Source organism: Rhodococcus sp. BP-349 (genome assembly GCF_019835845.1).
In the GTDB taxonomy this organism is placed as follows: domain Bacteria; phylum Actinomycetota; class Actinomycetes; order Mycobacteriales; family Mycobacteriaceae; genus Rhodococcoides.
The window spans coordinates 957,588-974,549 of sequence record NZ_JABUDR010000002.1 but is presented as its reverse complement, the minus strand read 5'-3'; the positions used below and the strand labels follow the sequence as shown (position 1 = coordinate 974,549).

Here is a 16,962-nt window from a genome sequence, read left to right as displayed (position 1 = left end):
TGGCCATTCCCTGCAGTCCTGAGTATTACACGCATCACTGGGTCAGAACAGGCCATTTGATGACTTTCTTGTTACGGGTATGGTTCGCTGGGCGGAACGCGCAGAAGCCGCGCACGTCCTCAGCGAATGTGGAAGGTTGGCCCCATGGCCGCAACTACCAGCTCGACCGGCACCGACTCCGTGTCGACGGGTACCGAATCGGCGGATCGGGTGGCCGACGTCCTACTGTCCTTCGCGCAGTCCGATCGAGCACTGGGCGTCACGGAGCTCGCGCGTCGCCTGGATCTGAGCAAGGCCGTGGTGCACCGGATCCTGCAGTCCCTGGCGTCGCGCTCGATCGTGCAGCCGGTGGCGGGTGAGTCCACCTACTCCCTCGGGCCCGCGGCCATCGGACTCGGTACGAAGGCGTGGAGCCAGCTCGACGTCCGATCCATCGCCGCGCCGATCCTCCGGCGGCTGCGCGCTCAGACGCTGGAGACGGCGACGCTGTCCGTCCTGGTGGGGCATCGACGCGTCTACCTGGACCAGTACGAGAGTCCGCAGGAAGTGAAGATGGTGGTGGAGATCGGGCCGCAGTACCCACTGCACTCCGGTGCCTCGAGTCGCGCCATCCTCGCCTTCCTCCCACCGCACTACGCGCACGAGGCCTTCGAGGAGTTGCGCGGCAGCACTCCGGACGCCGAGGAACACACGTTTCTGGCCCGCCTCCAGGAGATCAGGGACACCGGCTACGGGACCTCGATCAACGAGCGCAACACCGGCGCCGCCTCCATCGCGGCGCCGTTCTTCGACGCGGCCGGCCACGTGCTCGGCTCGGTCAGCTCCTCGGGCCCGGCCTTCCGCTACTCCTCCACCGCCGACGACGACCACGTCGCGCACGCCGGCCAGGTGCTGGCCGCTGCACGCGCGATCACCCAGAGCCTCGAAGCGCGGGCCGCGCGATGACCCGCCGCATGCCGCGCTCGTTCCTCTACGTGCCGGCCGTGAAGCCCGCCCTGTTCGACAAGGCCGTCTCGGGACCGGCCGACGCCGTCATCCTCGATCTCGAGGACGCGGTTCCGCTCGCGCAGAAAGACACGGCGAGAACCGATGTCGCGCAGTGGCTGGACCGTCCGCGCGACGGTGGAGCGCAGGTGTGGGTCCGCGTGACACCCGAGTTCCTCGCCGAGGACCTCGCCGCGGCTGCCCGACCCGGCGTCACCGGGATCATCGTGGCCAAGTGCGGGGCGGCCTCCCTCACGGAGGCGGACGAGCGACTCGGAGACGCGGACATCGCGATGGTGGGTCTGGTGGAGACCGCGGCGGCCCTGCGCGGCCTGACCGACCTGGCGAGCAGTTCCCGACTGGTCACCGTCGGCATCGGCGAGGTGGACCTGCTGGCCGATCTGCGGATCACCCGCGCGGCGGACACCGAGCACGTGGTCGACGCCATCCGCGCGGACATCGTGATCGGCTGCGCAGCAGCGGGTCTGGAGGCACCGATCGCACCGACCTCCACCGAGTTCCGCGACCTCGACGCGTTCGTCACCACCACCGCGCACTTCGTGCACATGGGCTTCCGCTCTCGCACCGCGGTACATCCCGGCCAGGTGCCCGTGATCAACGATGCCCTGACACCGGCCGCGGACGACGTGCGCCGGGCGGAGCGCCTCGTCGACCTGTTCGACCGGGCGGCCGGCGGACCCACGGTCGACGACGACGGACGCTTCGTCGACGAGGCCGTGGTCCGCGGCGCCCGGGAGATCCTGGCCCGCGTCCGACTCTAAATCCCCAGAGTGCGAATCGAATCGAACAGAACGCCCGGGTCCTCGAGGTCGGCGAGGCCGGCGCACTGCGCTGCGAAGGCGTCGGCTGCCTGCACGCTCAGCAGACCGTCGACGTTGGCCGTGAACTTCGCTCGGACGTCCTCGAACGACAACGGCCGCTCCGGGCCGCCGCGCGTGGTCAGCACCTCTTCGACGACGGTGGTGCCGTCGGTGAGATGCGCCGTGAGAACGGCCGGGAACTGGTGCGGAAAGATGGCGTCGCACTGCGCGTCCGGGACGACGTCGACGCGCGCCATGATGTCGCGACGCTCCGTCGACGTGGCCTTCTCGTCGGTGTAGTCGTCCAACACCGCACCGAGTCCCCCGCCGCCGAGCATGCCCACCGCCACTGCGTACGGCCCGCTGAACTGAGCCATGTACCCGGTCTGCGGGGTGCGCTTGACCTCGATGGGTTCACCGATGGTCCGAAGGTTCGCGGCCGGGACACCGAGGACGTACTTCTCGACGTCCGCCGGCGCGATGCCCCGATTTCGCAACGCCGCCGCCGCGTCGAGAGCCGCGTGCGTGAAGTGGTTGGCCGGGTAGGGCTTCACGAAGAGACCCGGCGCGGCCCAGGTGCTGCCCAGGCCGTCGGTGATCTCGGCAGCGCGCCCGCTCTGGTGCAGCCACGCCTGGAAGAATCCGAACCTGCCCTCGAGCACGGTCGGCGGTCCGGTGATGCCGTGCCGAGCGAGACCCGCCGCGGACACGGCGGAGTGCGCCGCCCACCCGCAGTGCATGCGCTTGACCGTGCCACCGGTGCGGTTCGCCTCGATGATGCCGGCCGCCATCGACGCCGCGATACCGAGCGTGTCGACGATGCCGTCGGCCGAGGCGCCGCCGATCACCGCGGCAGCGACCGCACCGCCCATGGCTCCGCAGATGGACGTGGCGTGCTGCCCGTTCTCGAAGAACACCGAGTTCTTGGTCTCCGGATCGAAGCCCGCCATGCCGAGGCGGACACACACCTCGAGGCCGATGGCGATACCGCGCACCAGGTCTCGGCCGGAGGCACCGTGCTGCTGCGCCGCCGCGAGTGCGGCCGGGACGACCGACGCACTGGGGTGCAGCACCGAGGGCAGGTGGGTGTCGTCGAAATCGAGGGAGTGCGCGAGCACCCCGTTGACGAAGGCCGCGAGTGTCGGCGGGAGGTTCTCCTCCACTCCGACGGCCGAGGCGACGGCTCGACCGCCCTGCTCCCGCGCCCACGCGGTGGCCATGGCGCTGGTGTCGAGTTCCGTGGCGGCGATCGCGATCCCGAGCGTGTCGAGGACGCGGAGCCCGATGCTGTCCACCACGTCGGCAGGCAGATCGTCGAACGAGTGCTCGACCGCGAACTCCGCCAGCGTGCGGGCGAGTGTGGACTCGGTCATGCCGACACCACCGCGAGGGGGCGCACCGGCGATCCGGTGGCGCCGAAGATGTTGAGCGGCACCAGGACGAAGGTGAACTCGTACGTCCGGGTGCGTGCGAGCTCCTCGAGATCGAGGGCCTCGATGATGTAGATGCCGCTCTCCACCAGCAGGACTCGGTGAGCGGGGAGCAGCGCGTGGCCACCGCCCGGCGCAAGGCGCTCGAAGGCGATGGTGTCGGCGCCCGCGGCGTGCACCTCTCGGGACGCGAGCCACTGCGCCCCGGGCTCGCCGACACCGGGAACCCCGGACGGACCACCGACGTAGGGCTGACCCTCGTCGAACAACTGCGCCCACCCACTGCGGATCAGCACGACGTCGCCGGCCGACACCTCGACACCCTGAGCGGCGCAGGCGGACTCGAGATCGTCGACCGTGATCTCGTCGCCGCCCTCGAGTCGCTCGGTCCCGCGCACGGCCGGAATGTCGAGCAGGATGCCGCGGCGGATCATCGGCGCGATCGTGTGCACACCGAGCTCGACGTACTTGCCGCCGACACCGGCCTCGGCCGCGTCGACACCGCCGTGCATCTTCCCCTCATGGGAGACGTGGGCGAGTGCGTCGATGTGGGTGCCGACATGCGTTCCGGTGGTGATCATGTCGTTCGCGGCGCTGCCGCCGTCCGACCGCGTCATGTCGCCGTGCCGACGCGGAAGCGTGTGCCAGAACTGCGGGTGATTCGGCGACTGCGGCATACCGACCCGCAGCTGACGCCCCAGATCGACCGTGCGTACACCGGCCGTGACGGCCTCGAGAAGTCTGTCCGACATGGCTCGATTCTCTCCTCTGGACTGGGGTTCACGGTGAGCACTGTTCCGCTGAGCGGATCTCCACCGAAGACACCGCGATGTCTGACTGTTGTCGATGCCGACCCTAGCAGCCCTGATCACGTCCGGCAGATGTATTGACCAGCACGAGCGTCAGTCCTAGCGTTGCCGCATGACCGACTCGACTGCGTTCCTTCCAGCGGAACAGGTGCGGATGCGCATCGACGATCTGGCGCGGTTCTGCGTCGACCTACCCGCGACCGGTACCGCGTACGAGAGTCGGATCCGCACCGTGCTGCTCGACCTTCTGGGTGTCACCCTGGCGGGAGCGCGGACACCGGAACTGACCGCGCTTCTCACGCGGTGGCGAGCCGAACCGGGCACGACGGTCACCGTCGGTCGCGGCGCCCACACCGGCGTGGAGACCGCGGCCTACCTGGACGCGATCGCCTCGTGCTGCCTGGAACTGGACGAGGGCAACAAGTACGCGGCGGGTCACCCTGCCGCCCATGTGCTCCCGGCTGCCGTCGCAGCGGCCCGCCTCAGCGCGCAGCCGGTGTCGGGCGACCGGTTCGTCGCAGCCGTGGTGGCCGGTTACGAGGTGGCCACCCGCTTCGGTGCCGCACTGACCCGCGACCCGAAGTGGCACACCCACGGACACTGGGGAGCGACCGGCGCTGCCGCCGCCGCTGCCGTCGTGTGGGATCTCGACGCCGAGCGCACGGCGGCCGCGATCGACGCCTCGACCGCGCTCGTGCACGTCGCACCGTGGGCCGTGGTGCTCGCGGGCAACTTCGCCCGGAACCTGTGGATCGGCGGCGCCGTCCGTGCGGGACTCGACGCCGCGCGGTTGTCCTCGGCAGGACTGGTGCACAACAGCGGCGTGGCGGCGACGACTCTGGGGGACATCGTCGGCACTCTCGATGCCGACAGGCTCGCACCCGCGCCGGACGGCACGTTCGCCCTCGATCAGGGGTACGCGAAGCGCCATGCCAGCTGCTCGTACACCCACGCCGCCGTCGACATCGTGCAGGCTCTGCGCACGAACCTGGATATCGCCGACATCGCGAGCGTGCGCGTCCGCACCCACGCGCTGGCGGAACCCCTGTTCGGTCGGCACCCCTCGACGCGGCTCGGTGCGATGTTCTCGCTGCCGTTCGTCGTGTCCGCCGCGGTGGTGGCCGGAAGCATCGACGTGGAGACCCTGACGCCCGGCAGCGCGACCTTCCGTGCGGCGGAGGAGTTCAGCGCACGGGTGGACGTCGAGTCGTCGCCCGCGCTCACGGCGCTGCTGCCCGACCGACGCGCCGCGGAGGTCGACATCGTTCTCGTCTCCGGCGAGACCGTGTCGGCCGGTTCACCGGATCCGGTGGGAGACGTCGACCATTTCCCGTTGGATCACGCGCAGATAGTGGAGAAGATCGAACGGCTCGTCGGCGCGGAGGATGCCGGGCGGATCGATCGCGTGGTCACCGATGTCCTGCATTCTTCGGACGTGGTCCGAACTCTGACCGCGCTGCCGTGACTACAAGAACTGCACCGCGGCTCGGAACGCCGGCGCAGCGCCCGTCCGCGTGGGCGACCCCGGCTACGGCTCGCACCTGGACCGCGACGGAGACGGCGTCGGGTGTGAGTGAGCTCAGCGCACGCTCTTGAGAACCGTCACCGCCGGCTTGGCCACCCCGTTCGAGCGGTAGACCCCGAAGTAGTTCTCCTTGTCGGGGTTCACCGCGGTCATCGCGGCGCGGTCTGTGGTCTCGTAGAAGAAGATCGGCCCGGCCCACGAGTAGGACAGGCGGTTATCGATGGCCTGCCGGTAGGCCGTCGCCTGTACCTGCTCGCTGACGCTCGGGTCGCCCGCGGTGGCGGCGCCGGCCTCGGTCATGACGATGAGCTTCCCGGCATCGCCGTTCTCGGTCATGATCGTGCGCGCACTCTTCTGGTACACGGTGCCGTCCGGGTTGGTGAAGTCCACGCTCATCTGTGACCACGCGTTCCAGTCGGCAGTGTCGTTCGGCAACGCGGGCGCGGTGTACGGGTGCCAGCCGACGGCGTCGAAGTACGGTCCGGCGCCGAGGTCGTACATCTGATCGAGGTAGGTGATCGGTGAGACGGCGTGCCCTTCCGGGCTCTGACCGGTGGTGCCGTAGGGGGACAGTCCGGCCGCCACGATGCTGATGGCACTGGTGGTGGCGGCCTTCATCTTCGGGTAGGCCGCCTTCAGTAGATCGACGTAACCCTGCGCGTTCGGCTTGCCCGTCACCGGGTCGGCCCAGAACATCCACAGGTTCGGCTCGTTCCACACCTCGAACGATCGAACCCCCTGCGGCGCATACCTGCTCACGACCTTGGCGGCGAACGTCGCGTAGTCGTTCGGGTTCGTCGGCGGCGTGCTGCCGTCGTTCGTCGTCCGAGCCCACGGCGGTGTCTTCTGGATGAGCAGCAGAACGTTGAGGGACTTGGCCTTGGCCGCCGCCACCGCTCCGTCCGGACCCGACCAGTTGTAGGCCGTCGGCCCACCGTCCTGGACGTACCACCAGTCGATCTCGATGCGGACCCACTTGGCGCCCGTGCCCGCGACCCGGGTCGCCTGCGCCTGCTGAGCGCTCGAGCTGCTCCGGAAGTCGATGCCGTTGAGCCCGATGCCCTGACGCCCGACATAGGGACTCGCCGCCGACGCGGTCGGCACCGACAGAGTGGCGATCACCGTCGCCACCACCAACAGAATCTGCGCAACGCGTCTACCGACCTGCATGACCGCACTCCCCGACCGACTCGGCTACCGCGACACGCGGAAGCTCTCGGTGTCAGAAGTACCACCAGTCACATCAGTCACACAGGTAACACGCCGAACGCGGGTTCGATCACCTCAGCGCGCGTTTGAGCAGCTTGCCGCTCTGGTTACGCGGCAATTCGTCCATGAACCGCACCTGTTTGGGAATCTTGAACGGTGCGATGCGACCCGAGACGTGGGCGATGATCTCCTCGGCGGTCACCGCACGGCCGTCCTTCACCGTCACCACCGCCGTGATCGCCTCGATCCACTTCTCGTCCGGAACGCCGATCACCGCGACCTCGGCCACCGCCGGATGGGTGTAGATCGCGTCCTCGACCTCGCGCGACGCCACCAGGATGCCGCCGGTGTTGATGACGTCCTTGATGCGGTCCACCACCGTCACGAATCCCTCCGCGTCCCGGGTCACCAGATCACCGGAGTGGAACCATCCGTCGCGGAAGGCCTCGGCCGTGGCGTCCGGGTTCTCCCAGTACCCGTCGCACAACTGCGGTGAGCGGTAGAGGATCTCGCCGGGTTCACCGTCCGCCACGTCCTCACCGTCGGCGTTCACCACCCGCGTCTCGACGAAGAAGACGGCGCGCCCGCACGAGGCGGGCCGTGCATCGTGCTCCTCCGGCTGCAACACCGTCGCCAACGGACCGATCTCCGACTGTCCGAAACAGTTGAAGAACCGAAGGTCCGGATACCGCGCCCGCAGCCGCTCCAGCACCGTGACCGGCATGATCGATGCCCCGTACTGCGCCTTGGTCAGGGACGACAGATCGCGGGTCTCGAGATCCGGGTGTCCCGCCAAAGGGACCCAGACCGTCGGCGCCAGGAACAGCGAACCGATGCGGTCGGCCTCGACGCGGCGCAGGATCTCCGCGACGTCCGGCTTCGCCATCAGACGCACCGTCGCGCCGACCGACAGGTACGGCAGGGCGAACACGTGCATACCGGCCGAGTGGTACAGCGGCATCGCGATGAGCGGCGCGTCGTCGGCGGTGAAGGCCAGCGCCAAGACGGACGAGACGTACTCGCTCACCAGCGCACCGTGAGACATCATCGCGCCCTTGGGCTTCGACGTCGTTCCCGAGGTGTACAGCAACTGGGCGAGATCGGTGGTCAGCACCGTGGGCAGCGCGACCGACACGTCGGGAAGGTCGAGAAGCTCCTGCAGAGAGAGCACGACGTCGAGATCGAGACCCGTCCGCACGGCGTCGACCGCCGGCGCCAGAGCGTCGTCGACCAGCAGCGCGCGAGCACCGGACTGGCCGACCAGGTAGGTCAATTCGTCCTCGACGAGGGCGTAGTTGATCGGCACGTGCACCAGCCCGGCACGGCAGCAGGCGAGGAACCCGACGATGTAGGAGTCGGAGTTGGTGCCGTAGGCCGCGACCCGCTCTCCCGGTGCGAGCCCCGTCGACACCAGGTACCGAGCGACGCGGGACACCGCCGCGTCCAGTTCCGCATAGGTGTGCGTTCGACCGTCGAACTCCAGGGCTGCCCGGTCCGGGTACCGACGCGCCGACCTCGTCAGGACTGCGTCGACCGTGCTCGCGCGAACATCAGCTGTCATACCTCGGACACTAGAGAAGGCCGGGCGCCTCCGGTGCCCGTTCGAGACGAGCGCGAAGGAGCGACCACTCCGCGGCGGTGACCACGGACGGATTCGACTGCTGGGGCGACCGGAGTACCTCGAGTCGGTCCAGCCCGGCCGTCCCGGCGCACTCCGCGGCCGTCACGGGCTCGCCGAGAGTGGTGATCTCGGTGGGAACGTGAAGGCGCGGATCGTCGGGATCGTGCATGTCGACAGCGGGGCCGAGCACGGTCCCCACGCCCCAGAATCCCCGCGCGGGGTGCACGCCGGATCGGTTGCTCACCCACAGCAGGATGGGCTGACCGGCCGCCATGAGGCGCGAGCGGTAGTTGGCCGCCACGCACCAGTCCCCGCCCGCGTGCCCGTCGGCGAGCAACGAGGCGACGTCGGTCCTGCGGGGATTCACCGTGATGACCCACGCCCCGAGAGTCCGGGCCGTCACCTTCTCCATGCGCGCGTCCTCCCTCATTCCTGTGAGACTCCAGTAACATTCTGCTCGGAAATGGGTATAAGTCAGCGACTGACCCACCAACCGAGGACACGTGATGCCAGCACATCGGCGACCGACTCGCACCGGACGACGGATCGCGGTGATCGGCGCCGCAGTGACCGTGCTCGCCGGGGCAGCCACCACCACGATGGTGCTGTCCGACAGTGCCCCCGCCACGGCCAGTGCCTCGGACGCCCCTGCACCCGCCGCGCCGGTCACCGCAGTCGACACGCCCGTCGCCCTCGACACGCCCGTCGCCCTCGACACACCGGCGGTGCAGATCGCTCCCCTCGCCCAGCAGGCCGCCGAGGAACCGTTCGACGCCTTCGCCGAGATCATGCAGATGGCCGGCTACCCCACCGACCCGGACACAGCCGCCTTCATGGACACCTCGGTCGCCTCGATCTGCCGAGACCTCGCCGTCGGACGCACCGGAGTCGACATCCTCGCCGACACCGCCGACCGCACGCGAGTGCGCGGATGGTCGGACGAGCAGTCGGACGGACTCGTCTACATCGGCGTCGCCTCCACGTGCTCCGCGTACTCGCACCTGCTCCCCTGACACTGGAGATCCACCGACCGGCCTCCGGCCTTCCCGCAGTCCACCGACCGGCCTCCGGCCTTCCCGCAGTCCACCGACCGGCCTCCGGCCTTCCCGCAGTCCACCGACCGGCCTCCGGCCTTCCCGCAGTCCACCGACCGGCCTCCGGCCTTCCCGCACGTCAGCGCCGGAGTTGCCGTGCGCCGTCCCAGCCGGGCGGCGGCGGTGCCGTCGAACTCCACGGATGCCCGCGGTCGATCCACAGCCGGCGCCAGGATTCGGGCGTCACCCCCAGATCGTCGTCGGTGACACCGAACTCGTAGCCGCACGACGGGCAGATCTCGTACGACGGGCCCGCCTCCGACCACGGCGGGTCCGCGAGACCGCGGTAGTGGCAGACCGGGCAGAGGTGAGTGGTCATTCCGGAACTCCTGGTTGGCGGTCCCAGTACGACGCACCGGATCCGGGCTTGAAGTATGTCTTGGTGGTGCCGTCCGGCGTATAGGACGCGAACGTGTTGGTCTCCGGGTCGTACATCCGCACGGTGCCGTCCGGGCCGACCTTGACCTGATGCGAGCCCTCCGTGCGAAACCGCGCCGCGAGGTCGGCGTACTCGTCGGCCGACCGTGCACCCACGTCGGCGCCGTGGCGCGCGAAGTGGTCGTCGAGCGCACGAGTGGACGACCACCCTGCCGGCGGCGGACCGGCAGCACGCTCCGCCGCACTGACGTCGTCCAGGCCGACGGGCACACGAGTGGTCAGATCCTCCACGTCGTCGGCAGCTCGTCGCACCGTCGCCATCGACGTCTCGGTGCGCCGCATCCGAGCGAACGCGTGCAGCGCCGCGATGACCGCGCGCACTCTCGAGGCGGTACGTGCGAAACGACCGGCCGTGATCGCCGCTCCCGCCGCGGCCGACAGTCCCGCGGACACGAAGGCCAACCCGATACCGACCGCGACGGCCGCCGCCTCCTCCACTGCGAACTGCTCGATCAGGTCGCGGATGTCGCGGCGTGTCTTCTCGAGCTGCTCGGCGTAGTCGTGGCACGCGGCGGCCAGCCCCGAGCACGCACCCGCCACCGCTTCCACTGCCTCGGACAGTCGACGGAGGTCCCGCACCATCGCGTCCCGCTCCGGCACGTCCACGGCACCCAGATCGGCTGCGGCACCGAGCACCGCGGACCGTGCGTCGAGCATCGCCTGCCCCAGCACGATCCACGCGCTCGACGCGTCCCGCAGTGCGTCTGTGTCGCCGTTGGGGCACGGCACGCCGACCGCGTCGGCCAGCTCCACCGCACCCTGGAGCCCCGGGCCGAGGTCACCCACCGCGCTCGGGTACTCGAGCTGCCGCGCGGCGGACGGTGCCCGTCCTGCCGGCGGCGGGGTACTCGGAACCACCGCGATCGACTCCGCCGCAACGTGATTCGCACCCGCCTGATCGACGAGCCGCGCCAGCACCGACGTCGCCGAGAACGTCGTGGCGAGTGCGCGGGAGAGATCGACGACGCCTTCGTCGTACGCCCGGCCCCACTGCTCACCCGCGGCGTCGCTTCCCGCCATCGCGGCCCACGCGCGCGACGCACCGTGGTGGACGTTCACCGCACTCGCCATGATCTCGTCCGCGCGATACACCGACCGAGCCGCCTCGGCGTAGACCTCGGGTGACACGTCGAGAACGATCGGGGGCGCCATCAGTCGCGCCCGAACATGCGGCTGTTCGACTGAAGGGCCGCGGTGTACGACGAGTGTGCCCGGCGCGCAGCATCTCTCATGGTCTCGACACCGACCGCCATCTCGCGAGCCCCCGCCGACCATGCGCTCTGCGTGGCGCGATGAGCCTCTGCCGCCGTGCCCTCCCACGGCAGGGCGGACACCCGCACCGACACGTCGTCGAGCGCGACCCGCGTGGCCTCGGCCAACCGCGTCAGCCTCACGACCACGGCATCCAGTTCGGCCAGGTCCACTCGGTAGCCCGTCACACCGCACCCGCGATCGCGGCCGCGGCCGTGTCGTCCTGTCCCGCATAGGCAATGGCTGCGATCTCGAGTCGACCCGCTGAGTCCTCGAGCGCCGCGACCACCGATCGGGCGCCGTGATGAACGGTGCCCCACCCGTCGACGAACGCTGTCGCCGCCAGGCCCTGCCACGAGGCGGACACCGCGGCGACGACCGAGGCGGCCTCCGCGACCTCCCGCTCGAGATCCAGCGACACCCTGCCCAACGCCCTGGCCGCGTCCACCATGGTCGCCGCGTCGACAGCCGTGTGTTCCATGCCGTGCTCCCCCCGCCCGGCGCCGGCGACCGGTCGTCGGCGGCGTGTGCAGGCATGGACGGGCAGGACTCACGTTCGGTTCCCGCGGAACCGGTCAGCAGTGTCCGGACACACGAATGCGGCGCCTGCCCCGTGCAGACGCCGCATTCGGATGGTGGTCACTGTGCTCCGTGGTGACGGTGCACGGTGATCAGATCAACGCTGCCCCCTCGTTCGAACGAACAGTCCGCAGCATTGACCCGGATATCTCTCGGTGATCAGCGGTCGAGCTTGTGCTTCACCGTCTCGGCCAGATCCTGACCGAAGCTCTGCGCGACCGACAGTCGCTTCTGGGCGACCCGGCGCGGGGCGTTGCGCCGACGGCGCACCACGACGACGGCCACGATCGCACCGACGACGGCGGCGATGACGGGGGCGCTCACTGCGGAGGCCTTCTTCACGTCGGACGAGTTCGCGTCGAAGCTGCGCACCTGCTGGGCGACGTTGTCCGCGGCGTGCTTGGCACGATCGGCGACCTCGCCGGCCTTGTCCTGCGCCTTGGCAGCGACCTCGTTCGCCTTGTCGGCTGCCTTCTCCGCGACGTCCCCGGCCTTGTCGGCCACCTCGTTCGCCTTGCCGGCAGCCTTGTCCGCGACCTCGTCGGCCTTGTCGGAAGCCTTGTTCGCCGCGTTCTCCGCCTTGTCTGCGACGTCCCCGGCCTTGTCCTTCACGGCACCCGCGGCGTCGTCGACAGCCTGACCGGCCTTGTCGGCGGCCTGCTTGCCGTCCGCCTTGGTCTGCTGGGCTGCACCCTCGGTACGCAGCGAATCGTCGCCCGTGACCTCTCCGGCCTTCTTCTTCGCGGCGCCTGCGGCCTCGTCGACCTTGTTCTGAGCCTTCTCGATGAAGTCGGCCATGATGCACTCCTTTCGACGCTGCCCCTACCGGGCGCGCTCGTGTTCGTATGAAGGTGAGTCGTACAGAGAACGGAGAAGCGCGCGCCGACGACACATGATCTGGGTCACAGCCCGCGTCGACCTGACGGGACGACCGGACCGGTGACCGCATTAAGGTCGGCGCATGGGATCCAACCGACCGGGCAACCGCGGGCAGAAGCGCGCCGCCAAGACCGCGGCGCGGAGACGCCGACAGACCTCGGGGCCGACGGCGTCCACGACAGAACGGGTGCTCGCTCGCTTCGTGACGTGGATGGCCGCTCAGGAGGGCGCGGGAGACGTCGAGCCGACGCGTCGCGTCGTCGAGTCGCTCCTGGGTGAACTCACCCGGGTCCACGAGGGATTCACCCCCACGGCCTGGACCCCGGACGACGCCCACCTCGTTCTCGACGCCGCCGAATCCGTCCTCGCGCAGAACACCGAGGCGAGCGAGGACGCCGCGCTCCACCTCGTGTTCAGCGCCCTGTCCTATCTGACGTTCCTCGACGACGAGGACATCTGGAGCGGCAGCGACGCCGACTACGAGCACTGCATGGAGGACCTCACCGATTTCGTCGACGGCGTCCCCGACACGCTGACGCCCGAGGACATCACCCTGCCCGAGGTAACTGCGGACGCGGAGTCGGCGGCACTGGCCGAGCTCGCGATCGTCCGCGACGTCGACGCCCTGCTCGCCTGGTCGAGCACCGGTCGGCCGATCGACGCGAAGGAGGTGGCCGCCGCGCTGGGGCTCACCGTGCCCGCGTCGACGTTCCAGATGCCCGCCGACGTGCCCGAACTCGCCCACGCCTGGACCACCGCCGTGTCGTCCGGCGTCGTCGAGATCTCGGACGCCGGCGCCGCTCCCGGACCACTCGCGGCGAACGTCCGGGCGCGCGAGGCGGACGCTCTGCGCACCGTCGTCGCGGCGCACGTCACGGCGCAGTTGTCCGCCGACGACGAGATCGACGTCTCCGCCTCGGTGGCCGACAGCTTCGTCGCCCAGGCGGTGCTGGCCGCCATGACGCCGGACCCGCCCGAGGGCAACCTGGACGAGAACTACGACGACCTCGAGGGCGAGGACAAGCGGACGGCGGAGTTGGTGACCGCGAAGCTCCGAGCGTTGATCGACCAGGGACTGCTCGTCGGCGGAGAGGTGTTGCTGGTGCCACCCGAGCTCCGGCACGCGGTACTCGACGGCGTGGGACGCGCGGACATCTTCGGCACCGTTGCCGCAGAGACCTCCGCCGAGGACTGACACCGCGGCGTAGCGTGCGCGGCGTGGCCCTGATTCATCGCGCGACCATCGTTCCCACCAAGATCGACCTGCTGCGGCAGTGGGTTCCGCTGCAGCCGTGGGCGGCAGGCATCGACGCCGGCACTCTCGAGGTCGTCGACGCCTACCGCTTCGACGATCCCGACGGCGAGGTGGGACTGGAGTCGCACCTGCTCCGCGCCGCCGACGGGACGATCCTGCACGTGCCTCTCACGTACCGATCGGCACCGCTACCCGGCGCCGAGACGGCGCTGATCACCACCATGGAACACAGCGTGCTCGGGACCCGCCACGTTCACGACGCGGCGCACGATCCGGTGTATCTGGCGACGCTGCTGCGGACCGTTCTCACGGGCGGAACTCAGGCGGCGTTCGAGTACTCCGAGCCCGGGCCCGAGCGCGAAGTCACCGCACTCGTCCACGGAACCGGACAGGCCGGCGCCGACGTTCCCGACGTCCACGCGCCGTCGATCGACACCCGCGGCACCGACACCGTCGTCGACGTCGGCACCGCCGTGCTCACCCTGCACCGCGTCCCGCTGGACGACCCGGCCGATCGCGACGCCCTGGTCGGCACGTGGGCCGGACGGGCTCACCCTGCCGTTCTCGCGACGGCCGTCCTGCATGGAACCGCGCACGGCGGGTAGGCCACTGCCGACGAGCGGGGCCGCCCGGTCGGGACAGGACCGCACATGCCGTACGAGGATCACGACCTGGAGCTCGACCTGCGCTGGTGGGCCGCGGCGAACTATCTGACCGTCGCGCAGATCTACCTGCAGGACAACACGTTGCTCCGGGAACCGCTACGGGCGGAGCACATCAAGCCCCGGCTTCTCGGGCACTGGGGCACGAGCCCCGGCCTGTCGATGATCTACACGCTTCTCAACCGGCACATCCGCCGCACCGACACAGACTGGCTCTACGTCACCGGTCCCGGCCACGGCGGTCCCGCACTGGTCGCGTCGACGTATCTGGAGGGCACGTACAGCGAGATCTACCCGAAGGTCTCCCGCGACGCCGAGGGACTGCGAGTCCTGTGCCGCCAGTTCTCCTCGCCCGGCGGCATTCCGAGCCATGTCAGCGTGCCCATACCCGGCAGCATCCACGAGGGCGGCGAACTGGGCTACGCACTCGTGCACGCCGCGGGTGCCGCCTTCGACCGCCCGGACCTCACCGTCGCCTGCGTCATCGGAGACGGCGAGGCGGAGACCGGGCCGCTGTCTGCGTCGTGGAAGCTTCCGGCCTTCCTGAACCCGCGTCGCGACGGCGCGGTGCTCCCGATCCTGCACCTCAACGGTGCGAAGATCGCGGGACCGACGGTCCTCGGCCGGACCTCCGACGAGGATGTCGCACACTATCTCTCGGGGCAGGGCTGGGCGCCCGTCGTCGTCGAGGGCGACGATCCGCACCAGGTGTTCCGCGATCTGGAACAGGCGATCAGGAACGCACACGAGACGATCCGCGAGGCACAGCGCGCCGCCCGCTCCGGGTCCGGTGATCGCGTGCGCTGGCCGGCGATCGTGCTGCGCACACCCAAGGGATGGACCGGTCCGCACGAGGTGGACGGGGTTCTCGTGGAGGGAACGAACAGGGCGCACCAAGTTCCGCTGTCCGGAGTGCGCGACAATCCCGCGCACCTCCGACTCCTGCAGGACTGGTTGTCGTCCTATCGGCCCGAGACACTGTTCGACGAGAACGGCACCCTGGTCGAGGAACTCGCCGACCTCGCCCCGTCGGGTGACAAGCGCATGGGATCGACGCCCTACGCCAACGGCGGACGACTCCTCACACCGCTGTCCATTCCGCCCCTCGACGAGTACGCCCTGGACTTACCCGCACCCGGCACCACGTTCCACGGGACGACGAAGGTGCTCGGCGAGCTGCTCCGAGACATCTACTCGCGCAACACCACCGAGGACGGCGGCGGATCCTTCCGGCTCTTCTGTCCCGACGAGACGGCCAGCAACCGTCTCGACGCCGTGTTCGACGTGACCGACCGCTGCTGGCAACTGCCCACCACCGAGTGGGACACGGCGCTGTCTGCGGACGGACGGGTGATGGAGGTGCTCAGCGAGCACCTGTGCCAGGGATGGCTGGAGGGGTACCTGCTCGCGGGCGGGCACGGACTGTTCGCGAGCTACGAGGCGTTCGCGATGGTCAGCGTCTCGATGATGATCCAGCACGTCAAGTGGCTCCAGCACGCCCGCGACCTGCGGTGGCGCGAACCCGTCGCGTCGCTGAACATCCTGTTGACCAGCACGTGCTGGCGCAACGACCACAACGGCTTCAGCCACCAGGGCCCCGGCATGATCGACGCCGCCATCCCGCTGTCCCCCGAGGTGGTGCGCGTGTGGCTGCCCCCGGACGCCAACACACTGCTGTCCATCTCCGACCACTGCCTGCGCAGCCGGGACCACGTGAACCTGATCGTCGTGGACAAGCAGGAGCACCTGCAGTACCTCACGCTGGACGAGGCACACGAACACTGCGCCCGGGGAGCGTCGATCTGGGAGTGGGCGGGCACCGAGGCGAGCACCGCCGGTCGGCCCGAGGTCCCGGACAGTCCCGACATCGTGCTCGCGAGCGCCGGCGACGTTCCGACACAGGAGATCCTGGCCGCAGCCGAACTGCTCCGCGAATGGGTTCCGTATCTTCGGGTGCGGGTGGTGAACGTCGTCGATCTGATGGCGTTGATGCCGGTGCGCGACCACCCGCACGGCATGCCCGAGGAGACGTTCGTGGACCTCTTCACGGCGGACACCGACGTGATCTTCGGCTTCCACGGCTACTCGCGCGCGGTGCACGAACTCCTGCACGGACGCACCGGTGCCTCCCGATTCCACGTGCACGGCTTCCGCGAGCAGGGAACGACCACCACGCCGTTCGACATGGTGGTCGTCAACGAGATGAGCAGATACCACCTCGTCCTCGACGCGCTGCGACGTGCGCGGCGCGTGCCCGAACACAGTGCCGATCTGGCCGATCACTGTCGGAACCAGTTGGAGCGTCACCGGTCCTACGTCGTCGAGCATCTCGAGGACATGCCCGAGGTGAAGGACTGGACGTGGGGGTCGGCAGAGCGTCACTGACCCGCGGCGGGGGCGCGTGT

At 69.5% G+C, this 16,962-nt stretch carries 17 protein-coding genes and 1 pseudogene; 8 read left to right on the top strand and 10 right to left on the bottom strand.

Going from position 1 to position 16,962, the window contains the following annotated elements:
- Positions 1-144 precede the first annotated feature (144 nt).
- A complete protein-coding gene (locus tag HQ325_RS14915; protein ID WP_222630583.1) occupies positions 145-945 on the top strand; it encodes an IclR family transcriptional regulator in 801 nt (266 codons plus the stop codon).
- Positions 946-953: 8 nt separating this feature from the next.
- Positions 954-1,766: a CoA ester lyase gene (locus HQ325_RS14910; protein ID WP_222630581.1), complete on the top strand. Its 813-nt coding sequence runs from the start codon at positions 954-956 to the stop codon at positions 1,764-1,766.
- Here HQ325_RS14910 and HQ325_RS14905 read toward each other — a convergent pair.
- Positions 1,763-3,178 carry an MmgE/PrpD family protein gene (locus HQ325_RS14905; RefSeq protein ID WP_222630579.1) on the bottom strand — a complete coding sequence of 472 codons (1,416 nt, stop codon included), beginning with the start codon at positions 3,176-3,178 and terminating at the stop codon, positions 1,763-1,765. The genes HQ325_RS14910 and HQ325_RS14905 overlap by 4 nt on opposite strands.
- Positions 3,175-3,987 (bottom strand): cyclase family protein, encoded by an 813-nt coding sequence (locus tag HQ325_RS14900; protein ID WP_056442061.1) that lies wholly within the window; start codon positions 3,985-3,987, stop codon positions 3,175-3,177. Before HQ325_RS14900 ends, HQ325_RS14905 begins: the two co-directional genes overlap by 4 nt.
- Before the next feature lie 169 nt (positions 3,988-4,156).
- Here HQ325_RS14900 and HQ325_RS14895 point away from each other — a divergent pair, with 169 nt between their 5' ends.
- Together HQ325_RS14895 and HQ325_RS14890 are read left to right on the top strand one after the other, a co-directional pair.
- The gene (locus HQ325_RS14895) at positions 4,157-5,509 is read left to right on the top strand and encodes an MmgE/PrpD family protein (RefSeq protein WP_222630577.1); all 1,353 of its coding nucleotides are present in this window, start codon (positions 4,157-4,159) and stop codon (positions 5,507-5,509) included.
- Positions 5,510-5,522: 13 nt separating this feature from the next.
- Positions 5,523-5,621: pseudogene (locus HQ325_RS14890) on the top strand (excalibur calcium-binding domain-containing protein); the annotation flags it as partial.
- Between the two features lie 2 nt (positions 5,622-5,623).
- Here HQ325_RS14890 and HQ325_RS14885 read toward each other — a convergent pair.
- The 3 genes from HQ325_RS14885 to HQ325_RS14875 all read right to left on the bottom strand — a co-directional run bounded on the left by HQ325_RS14885 (position 5,624) and on the right by HQ325_RS14875 (position 8,811).
- Complete coding sequence (locus tag HQ325_RS14885) at positions 5,624-6,739, bottom strand: cellulase family glycosylhydrolase (RefSeq protein ID WP_222630575.1); 1,116 nt, start codon at positions 6,737-6,739, stop codon at positions 5,624-5,626.
- 109 nt (positions 6,740-6,848) lie between these two features.
- On the bottom strand, positions 6,849-8,339 hold the full coding sequence (locus HQ325_RS14880) for a fatty acyl-CoA synthetase (protein WP_222630574.1): 1,491 nt from the start codon (positions 8,337-8,339) through the stop codon (positions 6,849-6,851).
- A gap of 10 nt (positions 8,340-8,349) precedes the next feature.
- The gene (locus tag HQ325_RS14875; RefSeq protein ID WP_222630573.1) at positions 8,350-8,811 is read right to left on the bottom strand and encodes a hypothetical protein; all 462 of its coding nucleotides are present in this window, start codon (positions 8,809-8,811) and stop codon (positions 8,350-8,352) included.
- A 94-nt stretch (positions 8,812-8,905) separates the two neighbouring features.
- Here HQ325_RS14875 and HQ325_RS14870 point away from each other — a divergent pair, with 94 nt between their 5' ends.
- Positions 8,906-9,412 (top strand): hypothetical protein, encoded by a 507-nt coding sequence (locus HQ325_RS14870; protein WP_222630572.1) that lies wholly within the window; start codon positions 8,906-8,908, stop codon positions 9,410-9,412.
- A 160-nt stretch (positions 9,413-9,572) separates the two neighbouring features.
- Here the strand turns inward: HQ325_RS14870 and HQ325_RS14865 are convergent, their stop codons facing one another.
- From HQ325_RS14865 to HQ325_RS22500, 5 genes are all read right to left on the bottom strand, one after another.
- The gene (locus tag HQ325_RS14865; RefSeq protein ID WP_222630571.1) at positions 9,573-9,812 is read right to left on the bottom strand and encodes a hypothetical protein; all 240 of its coding nucleotides are present in this window, start codon (positions 9,810-9,812) and stop codon (positions 9,573-9,575) included.
- On the bottom strand, positions 9,809-11,083 hold the full coding sequence (locus HQ325_RS14860; RefSeq protein ID WP_222630570.1) for a hypothetical protein: 1,275 nt from the start codon (positions 11,081-11,083) through the stop codon (positions 9,809-9,811). Before HQ325_RS14860 ends, HQ325_RS14865 begins: the two co-directional genes overlap by 4 nt.
- On the bottom strand, positions 11,083-11,370 hold the full coding sequence (locus tag HQ325_RS14855; RefSeq protein WP_222630568.1) for a WXG100 family type VII secretion target: 288 nt from the start codon (positions 11,368-11,370) through the stop codon (positions 11,083-11,085). The genes HQ325_RS14860 and HQ325_RS14855 overlap by 1 nt, the downstream gene beginning before the upstream one ends.
- Entirely contained in the window at positions 11,367-11,663 is a 297-nt protein-coding gene (locus tag HQ325_RS14850; protein ID WP_056442041.1) for a WXG100 family type VII secretion target, read from the bottom strand. Before HQ325_RS14850 ends, HQ325_RS14855 begins: the two co-directional genes overlap by 4 nt.
- Before the next feature lie 257 nt (positions 11,664-11,920).
- Positions 11,921-12,559, bottom strand: coding sequence for a hypothetical protein (locus tag HQ325_RS22500; protein WP_261778159.1), 639 nt, complete (start codon positions 12,557-12,559; stop codon positions 11,921-11,923).
- A gap of 163 nt (positions 12,560-12,722) precedes the next feature.
- On the opposite strand from HQ325_RS22500, the gene HQ325_RS14840 reads away from it, so the two are divergent.
- From HQ325_RS14840 to HQ325_RS14830, 3 genes are read left to right on the top strand one after another with little or no spacing between them, the layout of a single operon-like run.
- Entirely contained in the window at positions 12,723-13,835 is a 1,113-nt protein-coding gene (locus tag HQ325_RS14840) for a hypothetical protein (protein ID WP_222630566.1), read from the top strand.
- 23 nt (positions 13,836-13,858) lie between these two features.
- Positions 13,859-14,500 carry a hypothetical protein gene (locus tag HQ325_RS14835; RefSeq protein ID WP_222630564.1) on the top strand — a complete coding sequence of 214 codons (642 nt, stop codon included), beginning with the start codon at positions 13,859-13,861 and terminating at the stop codon, positions 14,498-14,500.
- A gap of 45 nt (positions 14,501-14,545) precedes the next feature.
- Positions 14,546-16,942, top strand: a complete 2,397-nt coding sequence (locus HQ325_RS14830) for a phosphoketolase (protein ID WP_222630562.1) — start codon at positions 14,546-14,548, stop codon at positions 16,940-16,942.
- Positions 16,943-16,962 lie beyond the last annotated feature (20 nt).